Below are 19,808 nucleotides of genomic sequence, written 5' to 3' on the forward strand. Positions count from 1 at the left end.
AAGCTTCAAGTATTCCAATAAAAAGAGGCTAACCTAAACATAGGTTAACCTCTTTATTTGTATGTAGCCTACTCTTGTTTAGGTTACTTTTATTAAGATTATTCTAGTTTGAATTTCTTAACTAACGAATCTAATTGTGAGTTTGCTGATGCTAAGTTTTCAGTACTATCAAGTGTCTCTTGACCACTTCTTGTTAATTCTTTTACCATCTCACTGATATTAGTCATGTTGCGATTAACTTCTTCTGTGACTGCACTTTGTTCTTCTGATGCCGTTGCTATTTGTGTGTTCAGATCATTAATATGAATAATAAAATTAGTCATATTATCTAAGCTATCTGTCACTCGAGCTGTGTTTTCGGCAGTACGTTGACAACTTGCTCTTGTCACGTCCATTGCCGTTACTGCGTTTTCAGCATCGTTACTTAATGTAGATAGTATTTTGTTTATTTCAGCGGTACTTGTTTGAGTACGTGCTGCTAACGAACGAACTTCATCTGCAACGACTGCAAAACCTCGGCCTTGTTCACCTGCTCGTGCAGCTTCTATTGCGGCATTTAACGCTAATAAGTTAGTTTGGTCTGCTATTTCACCAATCACGCTTAATGCTTTAATAATTTCTTGCGTATTATCATTCATTGTATTAATGCTGGTTGAAGCTGAGTCAACCTCATCAACTAGTGCAATAACACTGTTTGATGCTTCTGTCACAATGGCTTTAGATAAGATTGCTTCATCATTTGCTTTTTGTGTATTGATTGAAGTATCTGCTGCATTTTGTGCCACAGTTTCAGAAGTACTACTCATTTCTGTAATAGCACTGACTACCTGATCTGTTTCACTTGCGTGTGTTAGCAAGGCACTATTTACTTTAATCGATTGATCATTAAGTTGTTCAGTACTTTTTGTGATATGTACTGAAGCTTGTGAAATATCAAGCATCATAGATTGTAAATAAATAATGAAGTTATTCACTGAACGACTGATATCACCTAGCTCATCATCATAAACTATGGCGATACGTGATGTTAAATCAGCTTCACCTGTTGATAATGTATCGATTCTCTCTTTTAGCGTCAGTAAACTTTTAACAATAGCGCTAATGATCCAAATAACGATAACAAATGACAAAATAATTAATATTGCTGAAGTAGTGACCATTGAATAAACTTGTTCTCCAAAAATATCTTCAGTCACGCTGGTTAAGCTTTCCTGAACAGCAATAATATCATTCTCATAGGCGCCTGTTACGATTGTCCACTCCCAGTCAGGGAATATATTTCGAGCATAAGCGATTTTATTTTCATATTCTTTGGTTACTGGATTTTCAAAGATTATTTTTACACTGGTTTCTGTTTGACCTTTAATGCTGTTTGCTACCAATTTTGAGCTATCTACTACCGTTCCAACAATCTCTTTTTTAGGGTGAGCAATAATTGTCCCATTTTTATCTTGAATCCAAAAATATCCATTTTCACCATATTTAGCGATAGTTACCGCATGTAAAGCATTTTTAATATTATTCATTCTAAGCGTACTAATATATTCACCGCTTGCAATGACTATGTTTAAAGGTTTGAAATAAAATGAAGCGGTTATTTTATCTTCTATTATATTGGTATTTGGATTTAAGTAAGTGTATTGGCTGAATCCAATATCGTCTTTCTTAGCTGCTGCAATGATATTTTGTACATAGTATTTGCCATCGGGACTAACGTTATTAAATCCACTCTTTCCTATACTATTTGAATTACTTCCGTAGGCGACACTGACATAAGAAGAAGCATTATAAGCAAATAGATAGCGTCCTCCATTCCAACGGTATTGATTTAAAAAGGCATAAATACTTATTTCTGCTTCAATTTCCGAGTGACTATTTTTATAAATGCCTTCAATCATTGTTCTGAACTCTGACATTTCTTCAGTTAAGTTCTTTTCTATATTTTGTATTTTAGATTTTTCATAATAATCAGCAATAGCAAAAGAAAGGGTATCCACTTGTCCCTTAAGTTCCTGATCAAGTACTTTTCCTAGTTGTAAGCTAACGTTTTCTTTCTCCTTTTCAAGTACATAATTCTCTGTTTCAATTAATGAGTAGAGAAAAAAAACAGCCATAATGATCAATGGCACGCATAACGTAGTAACGAGTTTAGTTTTGATAGTAAATTTTATTGGCACAGGCATTTCCCATAATAAGTTATTTTATTTGTAACTATTCAATTATAGGTAATAAGTTCAATTTGTTCATAAATTTATTACAGTTTTATTGTTATTCATCAAATAAACCGTTAATTATTACCTAAATATAAGGTGTGGAGTTTAAAACGAAGGTATTTATTAAAGGATAAACCGAATATTCTTAATATAAAGCACTGTTTTTAAGATTATGCTTTTGAAAAAATTAATATTCATTAGCTTAACTAATGTTGTTTTTATATGAAAATTTAAGGTATTAAATGGAAAGTAAATAGAGATATAAAAATAACAAAGGGACTCAATGAGTCCCTTTGTTAAATATAGATATATCGAATAATACGATTAGTTTAATAAACGAGCTCGAATTGTACCTTCAATTTCTTTTAGTTTATCTAATGCAGTATCTGCATCTTCGCTATTAACATCAATAACAACGTAACCAATATTTTCATTAGTTTGTAAGTATTGTGCTGCAATATTGATATTGTTATCAGCAAATGCCAAGTTAATCTTAGTTAAGATACCCGGTTGGTTACGGTGAATGTGTAATAGACGACTTGCATCTTTATGAAGTGGTAAAGATACTTCAGGAAAGTTTTTAGAAGACAGTGTTGAACCGTTATCAGAGTATTTAACTAATTTACCTGCAACTTCATAACCGATATTTTCTTGTGCTTCTTGTGTGCTACCACCAACATGTGGAGTCAGAATTACATTATCAAATTCACGTAATGGAGACTCAAACTCTTCATTGTTTGATTTTGGTTCAGTTGGGAAAACATCAACCGCCGCACCAGATAGTTTTTTGCTACGTAATGCTTCACATAATGCAGGGATATCTACAACAGTACCGCGTGCCGCATTCATGAAGATTGCACCGTCTTTCATTTGTGCAAACTCTTTAGCACCCATCATATTTTTTGTAGAATCAACTTCTGGTACATGTAGGCTGACGACATCAGATTTCTCTAATAGCTCTTTCATGGTTGCCACTTGAGTTGCATTACCTAGTGTTAGTTTACTTTCGATATCGTAGAAAGAAACATTGAAACCTAGACCTTCAGCAAGAATGCCAAATTGAGTACCGATATGACCGTAACCAATAATACCTAAGTTTTTACCACGTGCTTCATAAGAAGCTGTTGCTGATTTGTCCCACTCGCCACGGTGAGCTTTAGCATTACGCTCAGGTACACCACGTAATAATAATAATGCTTGACCAAGTACTAGTTCTGCAACACTTCGAGTATTTGAGAAAGGTGCATTAAAAACGGCAACACCTTTTGTTTGTGCAGCACCTAAATCTACTTGGTTAGTACCAATACAAAAACAACCAATTGCAACTAGTTTGTCTGCTGCTGCTAATACTTTTGCTGATAAGTTAGAGCGCGAACGAATACCGATAAAATGCACGTCTTTAATTTTTTCGATTAAATCATCTTCATTTAGCGATGTTTTAATACTTTCGATGTTGTTGTAACCAGCTTGTGTAAAAGTATCAACTGAACTCTGGTGTAAACCTTCTAAAAGAAGAATTTTAATTTTATCTTTATTGAGTGAAAACTTAGTCATTGTATTTCCTTGAGCCTTATTTAAAGGTGGATGGACAGCAATTTTTAGAATAATTTTAGTGTCTGTAAAATAGCAAAAATAGTTGTAATTGTGAATCTGAGACTGTTGTTTCTATATTATAAATCGAAACAACTTATTACAATTTCATTGTTATTATTTACATAATGTTTGATCCATTCACTTAGTTTTTTTAAATAGTAAGCGAATAGAGCAAAAAAATCGTTAAATGAGATTATTTTAGTGTTTTTACGCCGTCTTCTGCACCGACTAAAACAACATCCGCCGCGCGATTTGCGAATAAACCATTTGTCACAACACCGACGATTGAATTGATTTGATTTTCTAGTGCTAATGGTTCTGCAATTTTTAGGTTATGAACATCTAAAATAACATTACCGTTATCAGTGATCACACCTTCTCGGTAAACAGGGTCGCCGCCTAACTTAACAAGTTCACGAGCAACGTAGCTACGTGCCATTGGAATGACTTCAACAGGCAGTGGGAAGTCACCTAAAATATCGACATTTTTAGTATCATCAACAATACAGATGAACTTATCTGCCACTGCTGAAACAATCTTTTCACGTGTTAATGCAGCACCACCACCTTTAATCATGTGATTGTATGGGTTAATTTCATCTGCTCCGTCAACATATACACTTAATTCAGAGACTTCGTTTAGGTCGAATACTTCGATACCATACGATTTTAATTTATCTGTTGAAGCTTCTGAACTGGATACTGCGCCTACTATGCTATTTTTTATCGTTGCTAGTGCATCAATAAAATGATTAACCGTTGAACCTGTACCAACACCTACGATGGTATCTTTTTCAACGTATTCTAAGGCTGCATAAGCGGCTGCTTTCTTTTTATCATCTTGAGTCATGACTTGTATCCTGTTGAGTGAGCGTGAGTCTTGAAAGTGGCGCGATTATACCCCTAATTACGCTGTAATTTTAAGCTCTATTTACTAAAAACCAGTAAATAATTGTGCTTATTATTTTTTCATAATTGAATTACGAGTTGAATGAAGAATTTTCATTCAGAAAAATGGAAATGTTGCAGAGGAGTCATTATTTCAGGTAAAGGCACATCCCATTTTTGAATTGGCAATAAATCAACGTATTGACAGTTATGCGCAAGTCCGATCGGGTAGGGGCCTATCTTATCAGAAAACCAAGGTGCTAATAAACGATCGTAATAACCGCCTCCCATACCGATTCGGTTTCCTTGCTGATCAAAAGCAACTAATGGAGTGAATACAATATCTAAGTTTTCGGGTGAGCAAGTGTTTAAATAAGGCGCTAAACTTTTTGAAGTAGAAGTAGAAGTAGAAGTAGAAGTAGATTGATTGTCATGGCCATCATTATGTTCATTAATCTGATGATCAACATTAATGTCGAGTCTAGGTTCTTTAATGCCGTAGCGATTTTTAATCATCACTGTATTTTCTTGATAAGCTAAAAACAATAGCTCACCAACTTGAGTCGGGTGAACCACAGGTAGATAAACCTGTTTTTTTTGTTGCCAGCACCATTCAATAAAGTTGTGTAAATCAATTTCGCCATCGTGCGCAAGCGTCACTGAAATATGTTGTGCTTGTTGTACTTTGGGATGTTTAACTAAAGAAGTTAGTAGTTGTGATGAAGCTTGCTGTTGCTGCTCGGGTAATAAAGCGTTGCGCGCAGCACGAACTTGCTGACGAATCGCATTTCGCTGTTGAGAAATATTATCGGGCATATTAGGCATTATATTATTCGCGTTTGTAGGTAAACAGGTTGTGTCAATAACATAACAAATATGTTGTCAGTTAGCACCGCTAAATAATAATTTATGATGGAGAATAAAGGTGTAAAGAAGAAATAAAAAACACTTAAATCTTAAGAAAAAGACTTAAGAAAGATAACCCAAGGATACCGCTTTTGACTGTGACCTTGAACCCGAAGGTCAAGGTTGGCGTATTGATGTCTACCGCAGGTTTCTCGATACGAGTCGAGCTTACACAATAGCAAAGCAAAACAATTCACCAGGGTAATACTTATCGGCTCAGGGACTTAGTCAAGATTAACGTGTACCCGAGGGTTGAATAAACTGTACCTACATTTGAACCGTATTAAAAGGCTTTTTAGGAAAAAACATGAAGTTTGATACTGCTTGATGGTTTTTTAAACATTATAACAATGTTGTCAATAGCGGTACTATTTCACTGGGTAAAATAACTTGTTTATTGGCTATAAATTTTATGAAAGAAGACAAGTACTTATATTTATGTTGTAAATTTTAAGTGTATTTTAGAAAAATGTTTATAACCGCTTTAGATAAACTCTTAAAAAACGTTTAACCTTATTTCAAGGTAGAGGCTTTAATGTATTGCGATAACACCGAGTCCGCTAAAAGTAGTGCTTATTTTGACGTCGGTGTTATTTGCTAGAAAGAGGCGTAAGGAAAGCATTAAGAAAATGAGTTAAGTCTTTAGCTAAAAATGTAGTTAAGCATTAAATTAAGCATTTAGTTAAGAATGCTAATTATTAACGCTATTCTTTAATCGTTGTTTTATTCAATGCGCCATTAATTGCATCTTGAAGTTCTTGAATACGCTTATTCAATTGATCTGTTTGTTCTTGAGCTTCTGCTTTTATGGTATTTAATTGATGGCGATAGTTTAATGCGGCCATTACCACTAATTGTTCATTTCGTAACGTTCTTCCGCTACTTTTCATTTCTTTTAAATGCTCATCTACCTGAGTGGCGGTACTTAATAAGTTTTCTTGCTCACCGTCAGGGCAGCCGATTTTATATTGTTGGCCTAAAATAGTTATATCAAGTTGCGCCATAATGCCCCCGTTAGTGTTGCAGAATAAGGGAGTAATCAGTTTCCCTAAAAAAAATGTCATATTGTGGGCGAACTATATCGACCTAGCTATCAAGTTTCAAGTACTTACTAGCGACGAGATCTTCTGGATGATAGAATAGTTGCACTATCCTTAGTTTATTAAGAGTGTCGCTATGAGTTCTGCCGTTCTACCAAGTTTTGATGAAATCTCGCAAGCCCTTGACAGTGCTGACCTATTCACCAATGCAGCGGAAACACATGGGGTGTTATCTGGCTTTGTTTGTGGTGGCGTTGCCCTTGACGATAAAAGCTGGCAGTCATTATTTAATGATGTTGTTAATGAAGGTATGGCGCTACCACAAGCAGTAAAAAGCTTGGTTTCAAGCATCTATGCTGATGTTGTTAAACAATGTACTGATGATGGTTTGGGGTTTAATTTATTGTTACCAGAAGACGAAAAACCATTAGATGAACGAGCAGAAGCCATGGCGCAATGGGCGCAAGGTTTCTTAGTGGGTTTTGGTATGGTTCAACAAGCTCTTAATCAAGCATCAGATGATGTTCAAGAAGTGATCCGTGATATTCGCGATATTTCACAATTATCGTTAGATTTTGAACAAGAAGATGAAGACTCTGAAATTGCTTTTACTGAAATTGTTGAGTACCTTCGAGTTAGTGCTATGTTATGTTTTAATACTTTTTCTCGTAATACGCCGTTACCTGTTTCTAAGACTCTGCATTAAAGTGAGAACCCATGACTGAATTTATAACCCGTCGTAATGTATTTGCTAATAGCATGCTGGATAACAGCATGGCTATTTTCCCTGCCAATGAAGAATTAACGCGTAGTAATGATACTGAATTTCGTTTTCGTCAAAATAGTGATTTCTATTACCTGTGTGGATTCAATGAGCCTGATGCTTGTTTGTTATTGATTAAACAAAATGGACAATTAAGCACCGTTTTATTTAATCGTAAAAAAGATAAAACAGCAGAAATTTGGCATGGTTATCGTTTAGGACAAGCTGATGCCATTATCCAATTAGAAGTCGATCAAGCATTTCCTATTGATGATTTTGAAGAGAAGTTAAGTGAACTATTAACGGGTATTGAAAGTGTATATTACCCAGTGTTAAGTGGCTTAGTATTAGACCAAAAATTACAAAATGTATTAAATAAATTACGTAGTCGTTCTCGAAGTGGTTTGATTGCTACCAATCAATTTTTAAACTGGAAGCCACAGTTACATGAAATGCGTCTATTTAAAAGTGAAGCTGAAAAGCAAATCATGCGTAAAGCGGGTGAAATATCTGCATTAGGGCATGTTCGTGCTATGCAGCACTGTAAACCGGGTATGCTTGAGTTTCAATTACAGTTAGAAGTTGAATATGAGTTTGCTAAACAAGGCACACGTGACGTTGCTTATAATAGTATTGTTGCTGGTGGTAATAACGCTTGTATTTTACATTACACTGAGAATGATCAACCGTTAAAAGACGGTGATTTAGTGCTAATAGATGCAGGGGCTGAATACCAAGGTTATGCGGGGGATATTACACGTACTTTCCCTGTTAACGGTCGCTTTTCTAAAGAGCAAGCAACCATTTATCAACTAGTATTAGATTGTCAGTTATTGGCGCTTGAGCAAGTTAAGCCCGGTTCGAGCGTATTAGGTATTAACAAGTTAGTGGTTCGTAAAATGTGTGAAGGTTTATTGGCTTTAGGCATTTTACAAGGCGACATTGAAACCTTAATTAAAGAAGAGAAACATAAAGCATTCTATATGCACGGTTTAGGGCATTTCATTGGTTTAGATGTACACGATGTTGGCAACGCTGGCACCATTGACCAACCACGTCCATTAGAGGCCGGTATGGCCATTACTATTGAGCCTGGTTTATATATTAGCCATGATGCTGATGTTGAAGATCGTTGGAAAGGAATTGGTATTCGTATTGAGGATGATGTGATTGTCACAGACAGTGGATGTGAAGTGTTAACGTCTGCTGTGCCTAAAAGTATCCTAGAAATCGAAGCTTTAATGAATGGCTAATCAAACTCACACAGAAACAACATCAAAAATAACCGGTAACAATACATTATATGATGTAGTGATTGTTGGTGCTGGTATGTCTGGCTCTTTACTCGCATTGTCGTTATTAAAGCAAAACTCACAGCTCAACGTATTATTGCTTGATGAGAACGCACAAAGAGTTAACCATTCGGCCTCTATAGTGCCTAAACAAACTCAACGTGAACATAGCAATCCAAGTTTTGATGGGCGTTGTATTGCCCTTAATGCGGGGTCAGTAGATATTTTAAATGGTTTATCGATGTGGTCTGATATCAAAGTGAATGCACAAGCGATTGATCAAATTCAAGTCTCTGATAAAGGTTATTTTGGAGCGGTTGAGCTAACGCCTGAAAGTAAAAAAACAGCGTTTGGCTATGTGGTGGAGTTACAACATGTCGGTAAAATATTATCGAATGCTCTCGCTGCTTTTTCATCATTAACCACGTTATATCAGGTTAAGTTAGATAATATACAACAAACGCTGAACTCCGTTACTTGTGAATTAAGTAATGGTCAATCTATCGAAGCTAAGTTGTGTGTTGGTGCTGATGGTAGCAATAGCCAAGTGAGAGAACTCGCTAATATCAGTAGTACTAATGTGGCTTATCAACGTAGTGCGATCATTTGTAATGTGAGTTGTTCTGAGCCTCATCACAGTGTTGCTTATGAACGTTTTACTACAAGTGGCCCAATTGCTTTATTACCGTTAACAAAAAATCGTTATTCTTTAGTTTACTGTGTTGAAGGTGATCAGGCTGAATCGATCGCAGGTTTACCTGATTCACAGTTTTTAGCTGAACTACAGAAAACCTTTGGTTATCGATGTGGTTTATTTGAAGTAGCAGGTAAGCGCGATATTTACCCATTAAACTTATTAAAAACCACAAAGCCAATAGCACATCGTGTTGTGTGTATTGGTAATGCTGCACATAGCTTACATCCCGTCGCAGGACAGGGATTTAATTTAGGCTTAAGAGATTTGTTTGTATTAGCAAAAGTGATTGCAGAATCTGATATTGAACAGATTGGCTCATTTGCAATGCTCAATCATTATTGGCAGTGTCGAGCAAAAGATCATCATCGTACTATTTTAATGACCGATAGTTTAGTACGCGTATTCAGTAATCAATATCCTGTATTAAGTCTTCCTCGCAATATTGGTCTTCAGGCAATGAGCCTTTTCCCCTTTTTATCTCAGCCTATTATCGAACAAGCAAAAGGTCAATTTGATTTGTTTAAAAGAGAGAGTTTATCATGATGCAGTCTTATGACGTGACTATAGTCGGTGGTGGAATGGTTGGGTTAACCTTAGCGAAATCATTAGCGAAAAGTAACTTATCGATAGCCATTATTGAAGCTAATGAAGCGACTGATTTATCTGAAATGCCAGAAAGTCGAGTGAGCGCAGTGAGTTTTGCCAGTAAAACCATGCTTGATAATTTAGGTATTTGGCCATTATTGAAAGCACAGCGCATCACGCCTTATCACACTATGCAAGTATGGGAAAAAGACAGTTTTGGCAAAATAGACTTTGCTGCTGAACAAGTGAATCAAAAAGATTTAGGTTATATCGTTGAAAATAAAAACTTGCAACAATCACTCTTAAGCGGTGTTGAACAACAAGACAACGTCACTTTCTTTTGCCCTGACTCGTTACAAAGTATGGCCATTGGTGATGGTGAAGCGTGGTTAACTTTGAGTAGCGGCAAACAATTAACCTCAAAATTAGTCGTGGCAGCTGATGGTGCTAATTCATGGGTGAGACAACAACTTAATATTCCACTAACACAATGGGATTATCATCATCATGCGATTGTGGCTACGGTAAAAACAGTCGAACCACATCAAGCTTGTGCGCGCCAAATATTTACAGGGCAGGGGCCTTTGGCGTTCTTGCCTTTATATGATCAAAATACTTGTTCAATAGTGTGGTCTCTACCGCCAATGCAAGCAGAGTTGTTACTCGCATTAGATGATCAAGCTTTCAATCAACAATTAACTCGAGCTTTTGATAATCGTTTAGGATTATGTGAAGTACAAGGGGAACGTAAAAGTATTCCTTTAAGCATGCGTTATGCGAGAGATTTTGCTAAACATCGCGTTGCGTTAATTGGCGATGCAGCCCATACGATTCATCCGTTAGCGGGACAAGGAGTAAACTTAGGTTTATTGGATGCCGCTTGCTTAGGGCAAGAAATATTGCAAAATGCGACATTAGGTAATGATATTGGCTTGTACAATAATTTACGTCACTTCGAGCGCTGGAGAAAAACAGAAGCAACAGAAATGATTGCGTCGATGGAGCTATTAAAGCAATTATTTAATGGTGTAAATCCTGTGCAAAAAATCCTAAGAGATGTAGCACTGTTAATGGCTGACAATATTAGCCCATTAAAAAAGCAGTTTATTAAACAGGCAATGGGGTTAGGTGGCAATAAGCCTACTTTATGTTTACCAATAGCAACGGTTGAATAAATTAGCATCAGTAAACTAGTAACGATACTTGTTGTTTTTGGCATTTCCCCTGAGAACAGGTATATTAGCGATAATTTTACTTACGCCTTTGATTGAAACGATACTTTTTAATGAGTTTAATTAAATAAATGTGTCTAGATTGAAGGTTTCAAATACCATAAGAGCGAAATAATATGATCATTAAACCAAAGATTCGTGGCTTTATTTGTACAACTACACACCCAACGGGTTGTGAAAAAAACATTCAAGCACAAATTGAATACACTAAAAAACAAGGCAAAATTGAAAAAGGCCCTAAACGTGTATTAGTGATTGGTTCTTCTGCAGGTTACGGCATGTCATCTCGTATTGCTGCTGCATACGGAAGCGATGCTTCAACAATCGGTGTGTTTTTTGAGAAACCAGCAACCGATCGCAAACCGGGTTCTGCAGGTTGGTACAACAGTGCTGCATTTGAAAAACAAGCTAAAGAAGATGGTCTATACGCTAAAAGCGTTAATGGCGATGCATTCTCGAATGAAACAAAGCAACTTGTTATCGATACAATCAAAGCTGACTTAGGTCAAATCGATGCGATCATCTATTCTGTTGCTGCACCTGTTCGTAAATTACCTGAGTCAGGTGAAGTAATTCGTTCAAGCTTAAAACCAATTGGCGAAACTTACACTTCAACTGCTATCGATACTAACAAAGACGTGATCATCGAAGCATCAGTAGAGCCAGCAACAGAAGAAGAAGTTGCTAATACTGTCACGGTAATGGGCGGACAAGATTGGGAACTTTGGATGAACGCGCTAGCAGATGCTGGTGTATTAGCTGAAGGTGTTAAAACCGTTGCTTACTCTTACATTGGTACTGAATTAACATGGCCTATCTACTGGAATGGCGCATTAGGTAAAGCTAAATTAGATTTAGACCGTGCTTCTACTGCTATTCAATCTCAATTAACACCTTTAGGTGGTGAAGCTTATGTTTCAGTACAAAAAAGTGTCGTAACACAAGCAAGTTCTGCTATTCCAGTAATGCCTCTATACCTTTCAATGGTATTTAGAATCATGAAAGAAAAAGGCTTACATGAAGGTTGTATGGAACAGATTCACCGTCTATTCACAACACAATTATTCAAAGCCGACGGTTCTGCTCCTATTACAGATGAAGCGCGTCGTTTACGTCTTGATGATTGGGAACTTCGTGATGAAGTACAACAAGCATGTACTGACTTATGGCCACAAATTACTACTGAAAACCTGTTTGAATTAACAGACTACCAAGATTACAAAGATGAGTTTTTACAATTATTTGGTTTTGGTCTCGATGGTGTTGACTATGATGCTGAAGTTGAAACTTTAGTAGAATTCGACTGTCTATAATCAGTATTAAGCTGAAAGATAAACATTAAAAATACCCGCTTACTCGCGGGTATTTTTTTAGTAAAATAATTGTTTCTTAGTTAGCTATTTATTTTAGAGTGCTAACCGATACGTGACTTTTTTTGTTGCAACTTGATGGTAATTAATTAAAATTATGGCCATCGGTATGTAGCGCAGCTTGGTAGCGCACTGTCATGGGGTGTCAGGGGTCAGAAGTTCGAATCTTCTCATACCGACCAATTCCTCTTTTATTACCTTTCCTCTTATATAAAGGACGTTTCATGTCTCGTTTTTCATTACCTGAGTCTCAATTATTAAAAGAAGTTCAAACCGTATTTGAAGTACAAAGTGCAGCGATTAGCGCACATAGTAAATTGGTCGGTGAACCATACTTACAAGCTTTATCATTAATGAAAAACTGCCAAGGACGAGTGATCGTTTGTGGTATGGGGAAATCAGGACACATCGGTACTAAAATCGCTGCAACACTTGCATCTGTTGGTACGCCATCATTTTTCATGCATCCAGGTGAAGCTTTTCATGGTGACTTGGGTATGGTCACTAAAGATGATGTGTTATTACTGATATCATACAGTGGTGAAACAGATGAGCTATTAAAAATAATTCCTTCGTTACAGCATTTCGGTAATAAAATAATTTCGATTACCGGTGGTAAAAGTTCTACGTTAGCTCAACATTCAGATGTTGTACTAGATGCGAGTGTAGAAAAGGAAACCTGTCCAAATAATTTAGCACCAAGCACATCAACAACACTCACTTTAGTCATTGGCGATGCTTTAGCGAACACTTTAACCTTAGAAAAAGATTTTAGTCCGATGGACTTTGCTCGTTTTCATCCAGGAGGCAGTTTAGGTAAGCGATTATTAACTTTTGTTCGCGATGAAATGCGTAGTGATAATTTACCAATTGTTTCTGCAGACACATCAGTAACTGATGTGTTAATGGTGATGACTGAAACTCGTACTGGGTTAGCATTAGTGTTAGATGGCGAGAACTTACAAGGTGTTATTACTGATGGTGATGTTCGCCGATTCTTAATCGCGGGTGAAAGTATTGTTGATAGCCAAGCGTCACACTTAATGAATTCAACACCTCGTTTAATTTCAGCGTCTGCACGTTTAACTGAAGCTGAAGAGTTAATGCGTGAAAAGCACATTAAATGGCTGGTCGTTAGTGAAGATGGCAAAAAAGTAGATGGCATCATTGAATGGGCTCAATAAGTTATAAACTGCTGAGCGGGTTTAATAAGTTAAAATTGCTGAGCGGGTTTAATAAGTTAAAATAGCTGAGTGGGTTTAATGAGTTAAAATAGCTGAGTCAGTTCTAAATATATTAACGCTATCGCTTTAATCTACTTCATTAAAAAAGGATGAACATATAAATGTTCACCCTTTTTAGTTTTCAAAGATCACCTCAAAATAGGCATCATCTTTAACTAATTTAATCGGTCTTTTAACTGCCACATTTTAAACACACCAAAAAAGAAAATAGCAAATCCTTCTTTTTTAGTTAATTTGAGTTTTTCAGCGAATGCACCATAAATAACTAATAGTTGGATGGCATGCATAGCTACCACAAAAGCTAACAAAAAGTAAAAAGCGAGGGCGGCTTTACCAGGGAAAGGAAAAAATAAGTTAGCAATTAATAATCCCCAAATAATGATCATTAACGCTTTAGCAAAGGGAATAAAGAACTTCATCATTAACCTCTACTAAATAATTGGTAACGAACTTGACCGGAAATTTTTTCTTTTAACAATTCCCAATTGTCAGGTGTTGTTAACGTGGTTAATGTATTTTCGATTTCAACATAAATCAGGCAATGATCCGCTAAATGACCTTGAGATTCTAATTGTTCAATACAAGGTTGCGCTAAACCTAAATTAAATGGCGGGTCTACAAATACCACATTATATTGCTGAGCCGCAGGCTTTGTTAAATATTTTAAAGAGTCACCTTGAATAACTTGCGCGTTTTCAACTTTAAGCGTATTTATGTTGCTCTTTAATTGATTCGCGACTTGCTTATCGAGTTCTAAAAAAGTGCAATATTTACAGTAACGAGATAAAGCTTCAAAGCCTAAACTGCCACTACCACTAAAACAATCTAAGCAGTTTGCATCTCGAATATCATGCATTAACCAATTAAAAAGCGTTTCTTTTGTTCGGTCGGTTGTTGGACGTAAACCTTGTTTATCTTTAACGGGTAATTTTTTTCCTCGCCATTGACCAGAGATTAAGCGGATAAATCCGTCACTAGTTGGCTTTCTGCTTTTTTCTTGGGTTGAAGCATGTTGATTTTTACGCATATTATTTTTAGTCCGGCAAGCAATAGTGTTAATATAGCAGTTCAATACGCTTGCTATTTTAGCAGGGTAAACAGGTTGTTAGTAAGGTTTTTAATTAATGTCTAAGAAGAAAGGATTGTTTTCATGGTTTTCTAAAAAACCAGCGAAGAAAACTGAGCAAGAAGAAGCTGAATTATTAATTCGTGAGCAGGCAGAAAAAGCGGCTGCTGAAGAAGCCCAGCAACAAGCTGAGTTAGAGGCTCGCGAGCAGGCTGAAATAGTTGCACGTGAAAAAGCGGTCGCCGAAGAAGCTCAACAACAAGCTGAGTTATTGGTACGCGAGCAGGTTGAAATAGCCGCACGAGAAAAAGCCGCTGCCGAAGAAGCACAAAAGCAAGCTGAATTAGAAGCACGTGAACAGGCTGAAATAGCCGCACGAGAAAAAGCCGCTGCTGAAGAAGCACAAAAGCAAGCTGAATTAGAAGCACGTGAGCAAGCAGAAATAGCTGCTCGAGAAAAAGCCGCTGCTGAAGAAGCACAAAAGCAAGCTGAAATATTCGCTCGGGAACAAGCAGAATTAGCAGCTAAAGAGCAAGCCGCTGAAGAGGCTAAACAAGTTGCAGCCTTATTAGCAAAAGAGCAAGCAGAACTTGCAGCTGAAGAAAAAGCTGCAGCCGAAGAAGCGCAAAAACAAGCTGATTTATTAGCACGTCAACAAGCTGAACTTGAAGCCCAAGAGCAAGCTGCTAAAGCACGAGCTGCTTATCAAGAAGCGCAACGAAATGCTGAGCTAGCACGTCAACAAGTAGAACAAGATGCTAATGAAGAAGTTGAGACTGAAACAGAAGTAGCGCCCGTAGTAGTAGAAGAGTCTGAAGAAACCAAGAAACTTGGTTTTTTTGCTCGTTTTGCACATAGTCTAAAGAGAACACGTCTTAGTATTGGTAGTGGTTTATTATCTTTATTCAAAGGTAAAAAAATCGATGATGATTTATTTGAAGAGTTAGAAGAGCAACTTATTGTAGCTGATATTGGTGTTGAAACAACATTACGTATTATTCAAAACTTAACGGATCATGCGGATAGAAAACAATTAAAAGATGCAGAAGTACTTTATGAATTATTGAAAAAAGATTTGTCTGATATCTTAGAAAAAGTTGAGCAGCCTTTAGTTATTGACGAAACTAAAAAACCTTACGTTATTTTAATGGTAGGGGTAAACGGTGTTGGTAAAACTACGACTATCGGTAAACTCGCTAAAAAATATCAAAACGAAGGGAAGTCAGTGATGCTGGCTGCGGGTGATACATTCCGCGCCGCTGCAGTTGAGCAGTTACAAGTATGGGGCGATCGTAATAATATTCCTGTTATTGCACAGCAAACCGGTGCCGATAGTGCATCTGTATTGTTTGATGCAATGGATGCGGCTCAAGCTCGTGGTGCAGATGTGTTGATTGCAGATACCGCTGGCCGCTTACAAAACAAAGAGCATTTGATGGGAGAGCTTGCAAAAGTTGTGCGTATTATGCGTAAAAAAGATGCAACAGCACCACATGAAATAATGTTAACCATTGATGCCGGTACAGGTCAAAACGCCATTAGTCAGGTTAAGTTATTTAATCAGGCTGTCGGTTTAACTGGCGTTACATTTACTAAGTTAGACGGCACAGCAAAAGGCGGTATTATCTTCTCTATCGCCGATCAATTCAAACTTCCAATTCGTTATATAGGTGTCGGTGAAGGTATTGATGATTTAAGAGAGTTTAATGCTAAAGAGTTTATTGATGCTCTTTTTTCTAAAGAAGATGAATCATAACAAGGTAAAATTAGATAATGATATTATTTGAAGAAGTCAGCAAAATTTATGGCGATGATCAAATTGCTTTAAATAAAGTAGATTTTCATTTAAAACAAGGTGAAATGGCTTTTTTAACGGGTCACTCAGGCTCTGGTAAAAGTACACTATTAAAGTTAGTTAGTTTAATGGAACGCCCAACAACAGGTCGCATTGTTTTAAACGGTAATGATATCAGTCATATTAAAGGTAATGATATTCCTTATCTACGCCGTCACATTGGTATGATTTTTCAAGATCATCGTTTATTAATGAACCGTACGGTACTTGATAATGTAGGCTTACCTTTATTAATTGAAGGGTATAGTAGCTTTGAAATAAGACGTCGTAGTTTAGCTGCATTAGATAAAGTAGGCTTGACAGGTAAAGAGCATTCTTTTCCTATTAACTTATCAGGCGGTGAACAACAACGTGTTGGTATCGCACGTGCAATTATCAATCAACCCCCATTACTATTAGCTGATGAACCTACGGGTAACTTGGATCCTAAATTATCATTAGAAATTTTGACCTTATTTGAATCGTTAAATCAATTTGGCATGTCTGTACTTATTGCAACACATGATTTAGGACTGATTGCTAAGATGCGTTATCGCACATTAACGTTACGTGAAGGCGATATGATTAATGATGGCTTATTAAGGGAACGTAATGAGTAATTCAATGGATGCAAAAAGAAAGCTGTCGGGTTCTCCAAAAATTAATAAAGTTTCTCTTTTTGGCCGTGTTAAAGCATCACTTGGTCAGCATATACATCAGTTATCAAATAGTTTTTTTGAATTATGGAAAACACCTTTTGCTACCTTAATGACTATTTTTGTACTCGGTATTGCACTTTCCTTACCTACTGTTTTTCATGTGGTTTATAAAAATGTAGAGCGTGTTAGTGGGCAATGGGACAGTGCTTCTGAAATTAGTCTTTTTTTGAAAAAAGATATATCAGAGGAAAGAGTACAAGTACTAATTAATAAACTCGGTTTATATAAAGATATTGAAACGGTCACTTATATTTCTCGTCATCAAGCATTAGAAGAGTTTAAAGAAATGTCAGGGTTTTCAAAGGCATTAAACTATCTAGATGAAAACCCATTACCTGCAGTGCTCGTTGTTATTCCTGTTAAAGAGGCAATGAATACGGCTGGAAATAAGCTATTAGTGGCTAAGTTAGAGCGTGAACAAGATATTGATTTAGTCCGAGTTGATATTGATTGGATAGAAAAACTACAAGCTATTTTCTATTTGGTTGTTGATGTGGTGATAGGTATTGCGACCTTGTTACTATTATCAGTACTGCTAATCGTGAGTAATACTATTCGTTTGAATATTCTTAACCAACGCGCCGAAATTGAAGTACTAAAGTTAGTAGGGGCAACCAATAGCTTTATTCAATTACCTTATTTATATATAGGGGCTTGGTATGGATTCTTAGGAGGTGTTATTGCTTGGTTATTTTCTTTTGTGCTGGTGATTTGGTTAGAGTCTGGCGTGATGAATTTAACGGATCTTTATCAAGCTAACTTTGAACTTATATCACTCAGTTTTGATGGAACAATTATATTATTGGTAACGAGTGCATTATTAGGTTTAATTGCTTCGTTCATCTCAGTGAAACAATACCTTGTTACAATAGAACCAAAGTAATTTAAACGCTTCATTAAATAAATATTTGAATGACTCATAGCTAAGCCTATGCACTTATAAATTAAAGAGATCAACCTTGATCTCTTTTTTTTTGCATGTATTATGTGATCTACTTCACGGGATTTCCTTGAGAAGATTTGATTTCAGGTGTTTTATGAAAATTGTTGATATTAAGTTGTTACCAATCTCGTCGCCTACTTGCCAAGCACTTATTCAAGAACAAATGGCTTTCCAAAAAGAAATGAAGCTAATTGAGCTAACTGCCGACTGCAAGGAAATCCTTGTCATACGGGTTGATGGTCGATTGATTGCCTATGGAACTTTTGATCTGCATGAAGGTCAGATTATGCGTATTAATTCTTTACATTTTCGAGATGTTTTTCAACATCATGTATTAGGGCAATACTGGTTATCTCGTTATGTAAAACGTAAACTTGAAAGAAAATGCTATTTGAATTTTTTGATAGCCAGTTAACTTTATTACATTGGTTAATGTATTTTTCTTTTGTGTTTGCTACTGTATAATAAATTGTTATCTTTTTAAGAAAACATCTATTATCTAAACCTAAAGTATTTCAAAGGTGAATCATGAGTGAAACAATAAATTCAATGAGTATCGTTCCTCAAGGAAGTATTGGAGCCTATGTTCAATCTGTAAACTCATTCTCAAAGCTAAGCGCTGAAGAAGAACAAGAGTTAGCAGAGCGTCTATTTTATCAAGGTGATTTAGAAGCAGCTAAAAAGTTAGTCATGTCACATCTTCGTTTTGTGGCTTACATTGCTAAAAGCTATGCCGGTTATGGCCTAGCACAAGCTGATTTAATTCAAGAAGGTAACGTAGGCTTAATGAAAGCAGTTAAACGCTTTGACCCAACTGTGGGCGTGCGTCTTGTATCTTTTGCTGTGCACTGGATTAAAGCTGAAATTCATGAGTACGTTATTCGTAATTGGCGTGTAGTTAAAATTGCGACAACTAAAGCACAACGTAAATTGTTCTTTAACCTTCGTAAATCTAAAAAACGTTTAGGCTGGTTTAAAAAAGAAGAAGTTGAAGCGGTAGCTGAAGACTTAAATGTAAGTACTAAAGATGTACTTGAAATGGAATCGCGTTTAAATGCACAAGATCATTCATTTGATTTAAGTGTTAATGATGATGACGATAACAATTTCGCGCCAATGCATTATCTTGAAGATAAAAGCGCAAGTGTAGAAACGCAAATTGAGCAAGAAAATACAGAGTCTCATACTAAAAATAAACTGTATTCTGCGTTATCAACATTAGATGCACGTAGCCAAGATATTTTAAGTTCTCGTTGGTTAAGTGAACCTAAAGCGACGTTACATGATTTAGCTGACCGTTATGGTATTTCAGCAGAACGTGTTCGCCAGTTAGAAGCTAACGCATTGAAGAAACTCAAAACCAATATGGATTTCTAACGAGTAACAATTTGATTAGGTGAGCTTTAGCTCACCTTTTTTATTC

18 protein-coding genes, 1 tRNA gene and 1 other RNA gene are annotated in these 19,808 nt (G+C 36.4%); 12 read left to right on the forward strand and 8 right to left on the reverse strand.

Annotated elements, in window-relative coordinates:
- Positions 1-98 precede the first annotated feature (98 nt).
- The 6 genes from V6255_RS05155 to V6255_RS05180 all read right to left on the reverse strand — a co-directional run bounded on the left by V6255_RS05155 (position 99) and on the right by V6255_RS05180 (position 6,604).
- Positions 99-2,177, reverse strand: a complete 2,079-nt coding sequence (locus V6255_RS05155; RefSeq protein ID WP_425355905.1) for a methyl-accepting chemotaxis protein — start codon at positions 2,175-2,177, stop codon at positions 99-101.
- 360 nt (positions 2,178-2,537) lie between these two features.
- Positions 2,538-3,767, reverse strand: a complete 1,230-nt coding sequence (serA, locus tag V6255_RS05160; RefSeq protein ID WP_341627179.1) for a phosphoglycerate dehydrogenase — start codon at positions 3,765-3,767, stop codon at positions 2,538-2,540.
- 232 nt (positions 3,768-3,999) lie between these two features.
- Complete coding sequence (gene rpiA / locus V6255_RS05165; RefSeq protein WP_341627180.1) at positions 4,000-4,656, reverse strand: ribose-5-phosphate isomerase RpiA; 657 nt, start codon at positions 4,654-4,656, stop codon at positions 4,000-4,002.
- Between the two features lie 152 nt (positions 4,657-4,808).
- Positions 4,809-5,519: a 5-formyltetrahydrofolate cyclo-ligase gene (locus V6255_RS05170; protein ID WP_341627181.1), complete on the reverse strand. Its 711-nt coding sequence runs from the start codon at positions 5,517-5,519 to the stop codon at positions 4,809-4,811.
- Between the two features lie 151 nt (positions 5,520-5,670).
- Positions 5,671-5,856, reverse strand: a non-coding RNA gene (gene ssrS, locus V6255_RS05175) — 6S RNA.
- Between the two features lie 448 nt (positions 5,857-6,304).
- Positions 6,305-6,604, reverse strand: a complete 300-nt coding sequence (locus V6255_RS05180) for a cell division protein ZapA (protein WP_341627182.1) — start codon at positions 6,602-6,604, stop codon at positions 6,305-6,307.
- A gap of 172 nt (positions 6,605-6,776) precedes the next feature.
- Here V6255_RS05180 and V6255_RS05185 point away from each other — a divergent pair, with 172 nt between their 5' ends.
- From V6255_RS05185 to V6255_RS05215, 7 genes are all read left to right on the forward strand, one after another.
- Positions 6,777-7,346 (forward strand): UPF0149 family protein, encoded by a 570-nt coding sequence (locus V6255_RS05185; protein ID WP_341627183.1) that lies wholly within the window; start codon positions 6,777-6,779, stop codon positions 7,344-7,346.
- Between the two features lie 11 nt (positions 7,347-7,357).
- Complete coding sequence (gene pepP / locus V6255_RS05190; protein WP_341627184.1) at positions 7,358-8,656, forward strand: Xaa-Pro aminopeptidase; 1,299 nt, start codon at positions 7,358-7,360, stop codon at positions 8,654-8,656.
- Positions 8,649-9,935: a 2-octaprenyl-6-methoxyphenyl hydroxylase gene (gene ubiH / locus V6255_RS05195; RefSeq protein ID WP_341627185.1), complete on the forward strand. Its 1,287-nt coding sequence runs from the start codon at positions 8,649-8,651 to the stop codon at positions 9,933-9,935. The genes pepP and ubiH overlap by 8 nt, the downstream gene beginning before the upstream one ends.
- Positions 9,932-11,152, forward strand: coding sequence for an FAD-dependent monooxygenase (locus V6255_RS05200; RefSeq protein WP_341627186.1), 1,221 nt, complete (start codon positions 9,932-9,934; stop codon positions 11,150-11,152). The genes ubiH and V6255_RS05200 overlap by 4 nt, the downstream gene beginning before the upstream one ends.
- A gap of 173 nt (positions 11,153-11,325) precedes the next feature.
- The gene (gene fabV / locus V6255_RS05205) at positions 11,326-12,522 is read left to right on the forward strand and encodes an enoyl-ACP reductase FabV (RefSeq protein WP_341627187.1); all 1,197 of its coding nucleotides are present in this window, start codon (positions 11,326-11,328) and stop codon (positions 12,520-12,522) included.
- A gap of 162 nt (positions 12,523-12,684) precedes the next feature.
- Positions 12,685-12,761: transfer RNA gene (locus tag V6255_RS05210), tRNA-Pro, on the forward strand.
- Between the two features lie 42 nt (positions 12,762-12,803).
- A complete protein-coding gene (locus V6255_RS05215) occupies positions 12,804-13,763 on the forward strand; it encodes a KpsF/GutQ family sugar-phosphate isomerase (protein WP_341627188.1) in 960 nt (319 codons plus the stop codon).
- Between the two features lie 215 nt (positions 13,764-13,978).
- Here V6255_RS05215 and V6255_RS05220 read toward each other — a convergent pair whose 3' ends face one another.
- Together V6255_RS05220 and rsmD are read right to left on the reverse strand one after the other, a co-directional pair.
- A complete protein-coding gene (locus V6255_RS05220) occupies positions 13,979-14,245 on the reverse strand; it encodes a DUF1145 domain-containing protein (RefSeq protein WP_341627189.1) in 267 nt (88 codons plus the stop codon).
- Positions 14,245-14,850 (reverse strand): 16S rRNA (guanine(966)-N(2))-methyltransferase RsmD, encoded by a 606-nt coding sequence (rsmD, locus tag V6255_RS05225; protein WP_341627190.1) that lies wholly within the window; start codon positions 14,848-14,850, stop codon positions 14,245-14,247. The genes V6255_RS05220 and rsmD overlap by 1 nt, the downstream gene beginning before the upstream one ends.
- A gap of 97 nt (positions 14,851-14,947) precedes the next feature.
- Between rsmD and ftsY the strand changes: the two genes are divergently transcribed.
- The 5 genes from ftsY (at position 14,948) to rpoH (ending at position 19,762) form a co-directional block, all read left to right on the forward strand.
- On the forward strand, positions 14,948-16,645 hold the full coding sequence (ftsY, locus tag V6255_RS05230) for a signal recognition particle-docking protein FtsY (protein WP_341627191.1): 1,698 nt from the start codon (positions 14,948-14,950) through the stop codon (positions 16,643-16,645).
- Positions 16,646-16,662: 17 nt separating this feature from the next.
- Positions 16,663-17,343 (forward strand): cell division ATP-binding protein FtsE, encoded by a 681-nt coding sequence (gene ftsE / locus V6255_RS05235; protein ID WP_341627192.1) that lies wholly within the window; start codon positions 16,663-16,665, stop codon positions 17,341-17,343.
- Positions 17,336-18,325 carry a permease-like cell division protein FtsX gene (gene ftsX / locus V6255_RS05240; protein WP_341627193.1) on the forward strand — a complete coding sequence of 330 codons (990 nt, stop codon included), beginning with the start codon at positions 17,336-17,338 and terminating at the stop codon, positions 18,323-18,325. The genes ftsE and ftsX overlap by 8 nt, the downstream gene beginning before the upstream one ends.
- Positions 18,326-18,479: 154 nt before the next feature.
- Entirely contained in the window at positions 18,480-18,800 is a 321-nt protein-coding gene (locus tag V6255_RS05245; protein ID WP_341627194.1) for a hypothetical protein, read from the forward strand.
- Positions 18,801-18,913: 113 nt separating this feature from the next.
- Positions 18,914-19,762 (forward strand): RNA polymerase sigma factor RpoH, encoded by an 849-nt coding sequence (gene rpoH, locus V6255_RS05250; RefSeq protein ID WP_025563871.1) that lies wholly within the window; start codon positions 18,914-18,916, stop codon positions 19,760-19,762.
- Positions 19,763-19,808 lie beyond the last annotated feature (46 nt).

The organism is Psychromonas arctica (genome assembly GCF_038155225.1).
GTDB lineage: Bacteria > Pseudomonadota > Gammaproteobacteria > Enterobacterales > Psychromonadaceae > Psychromonas > Psychromonas arctica_B.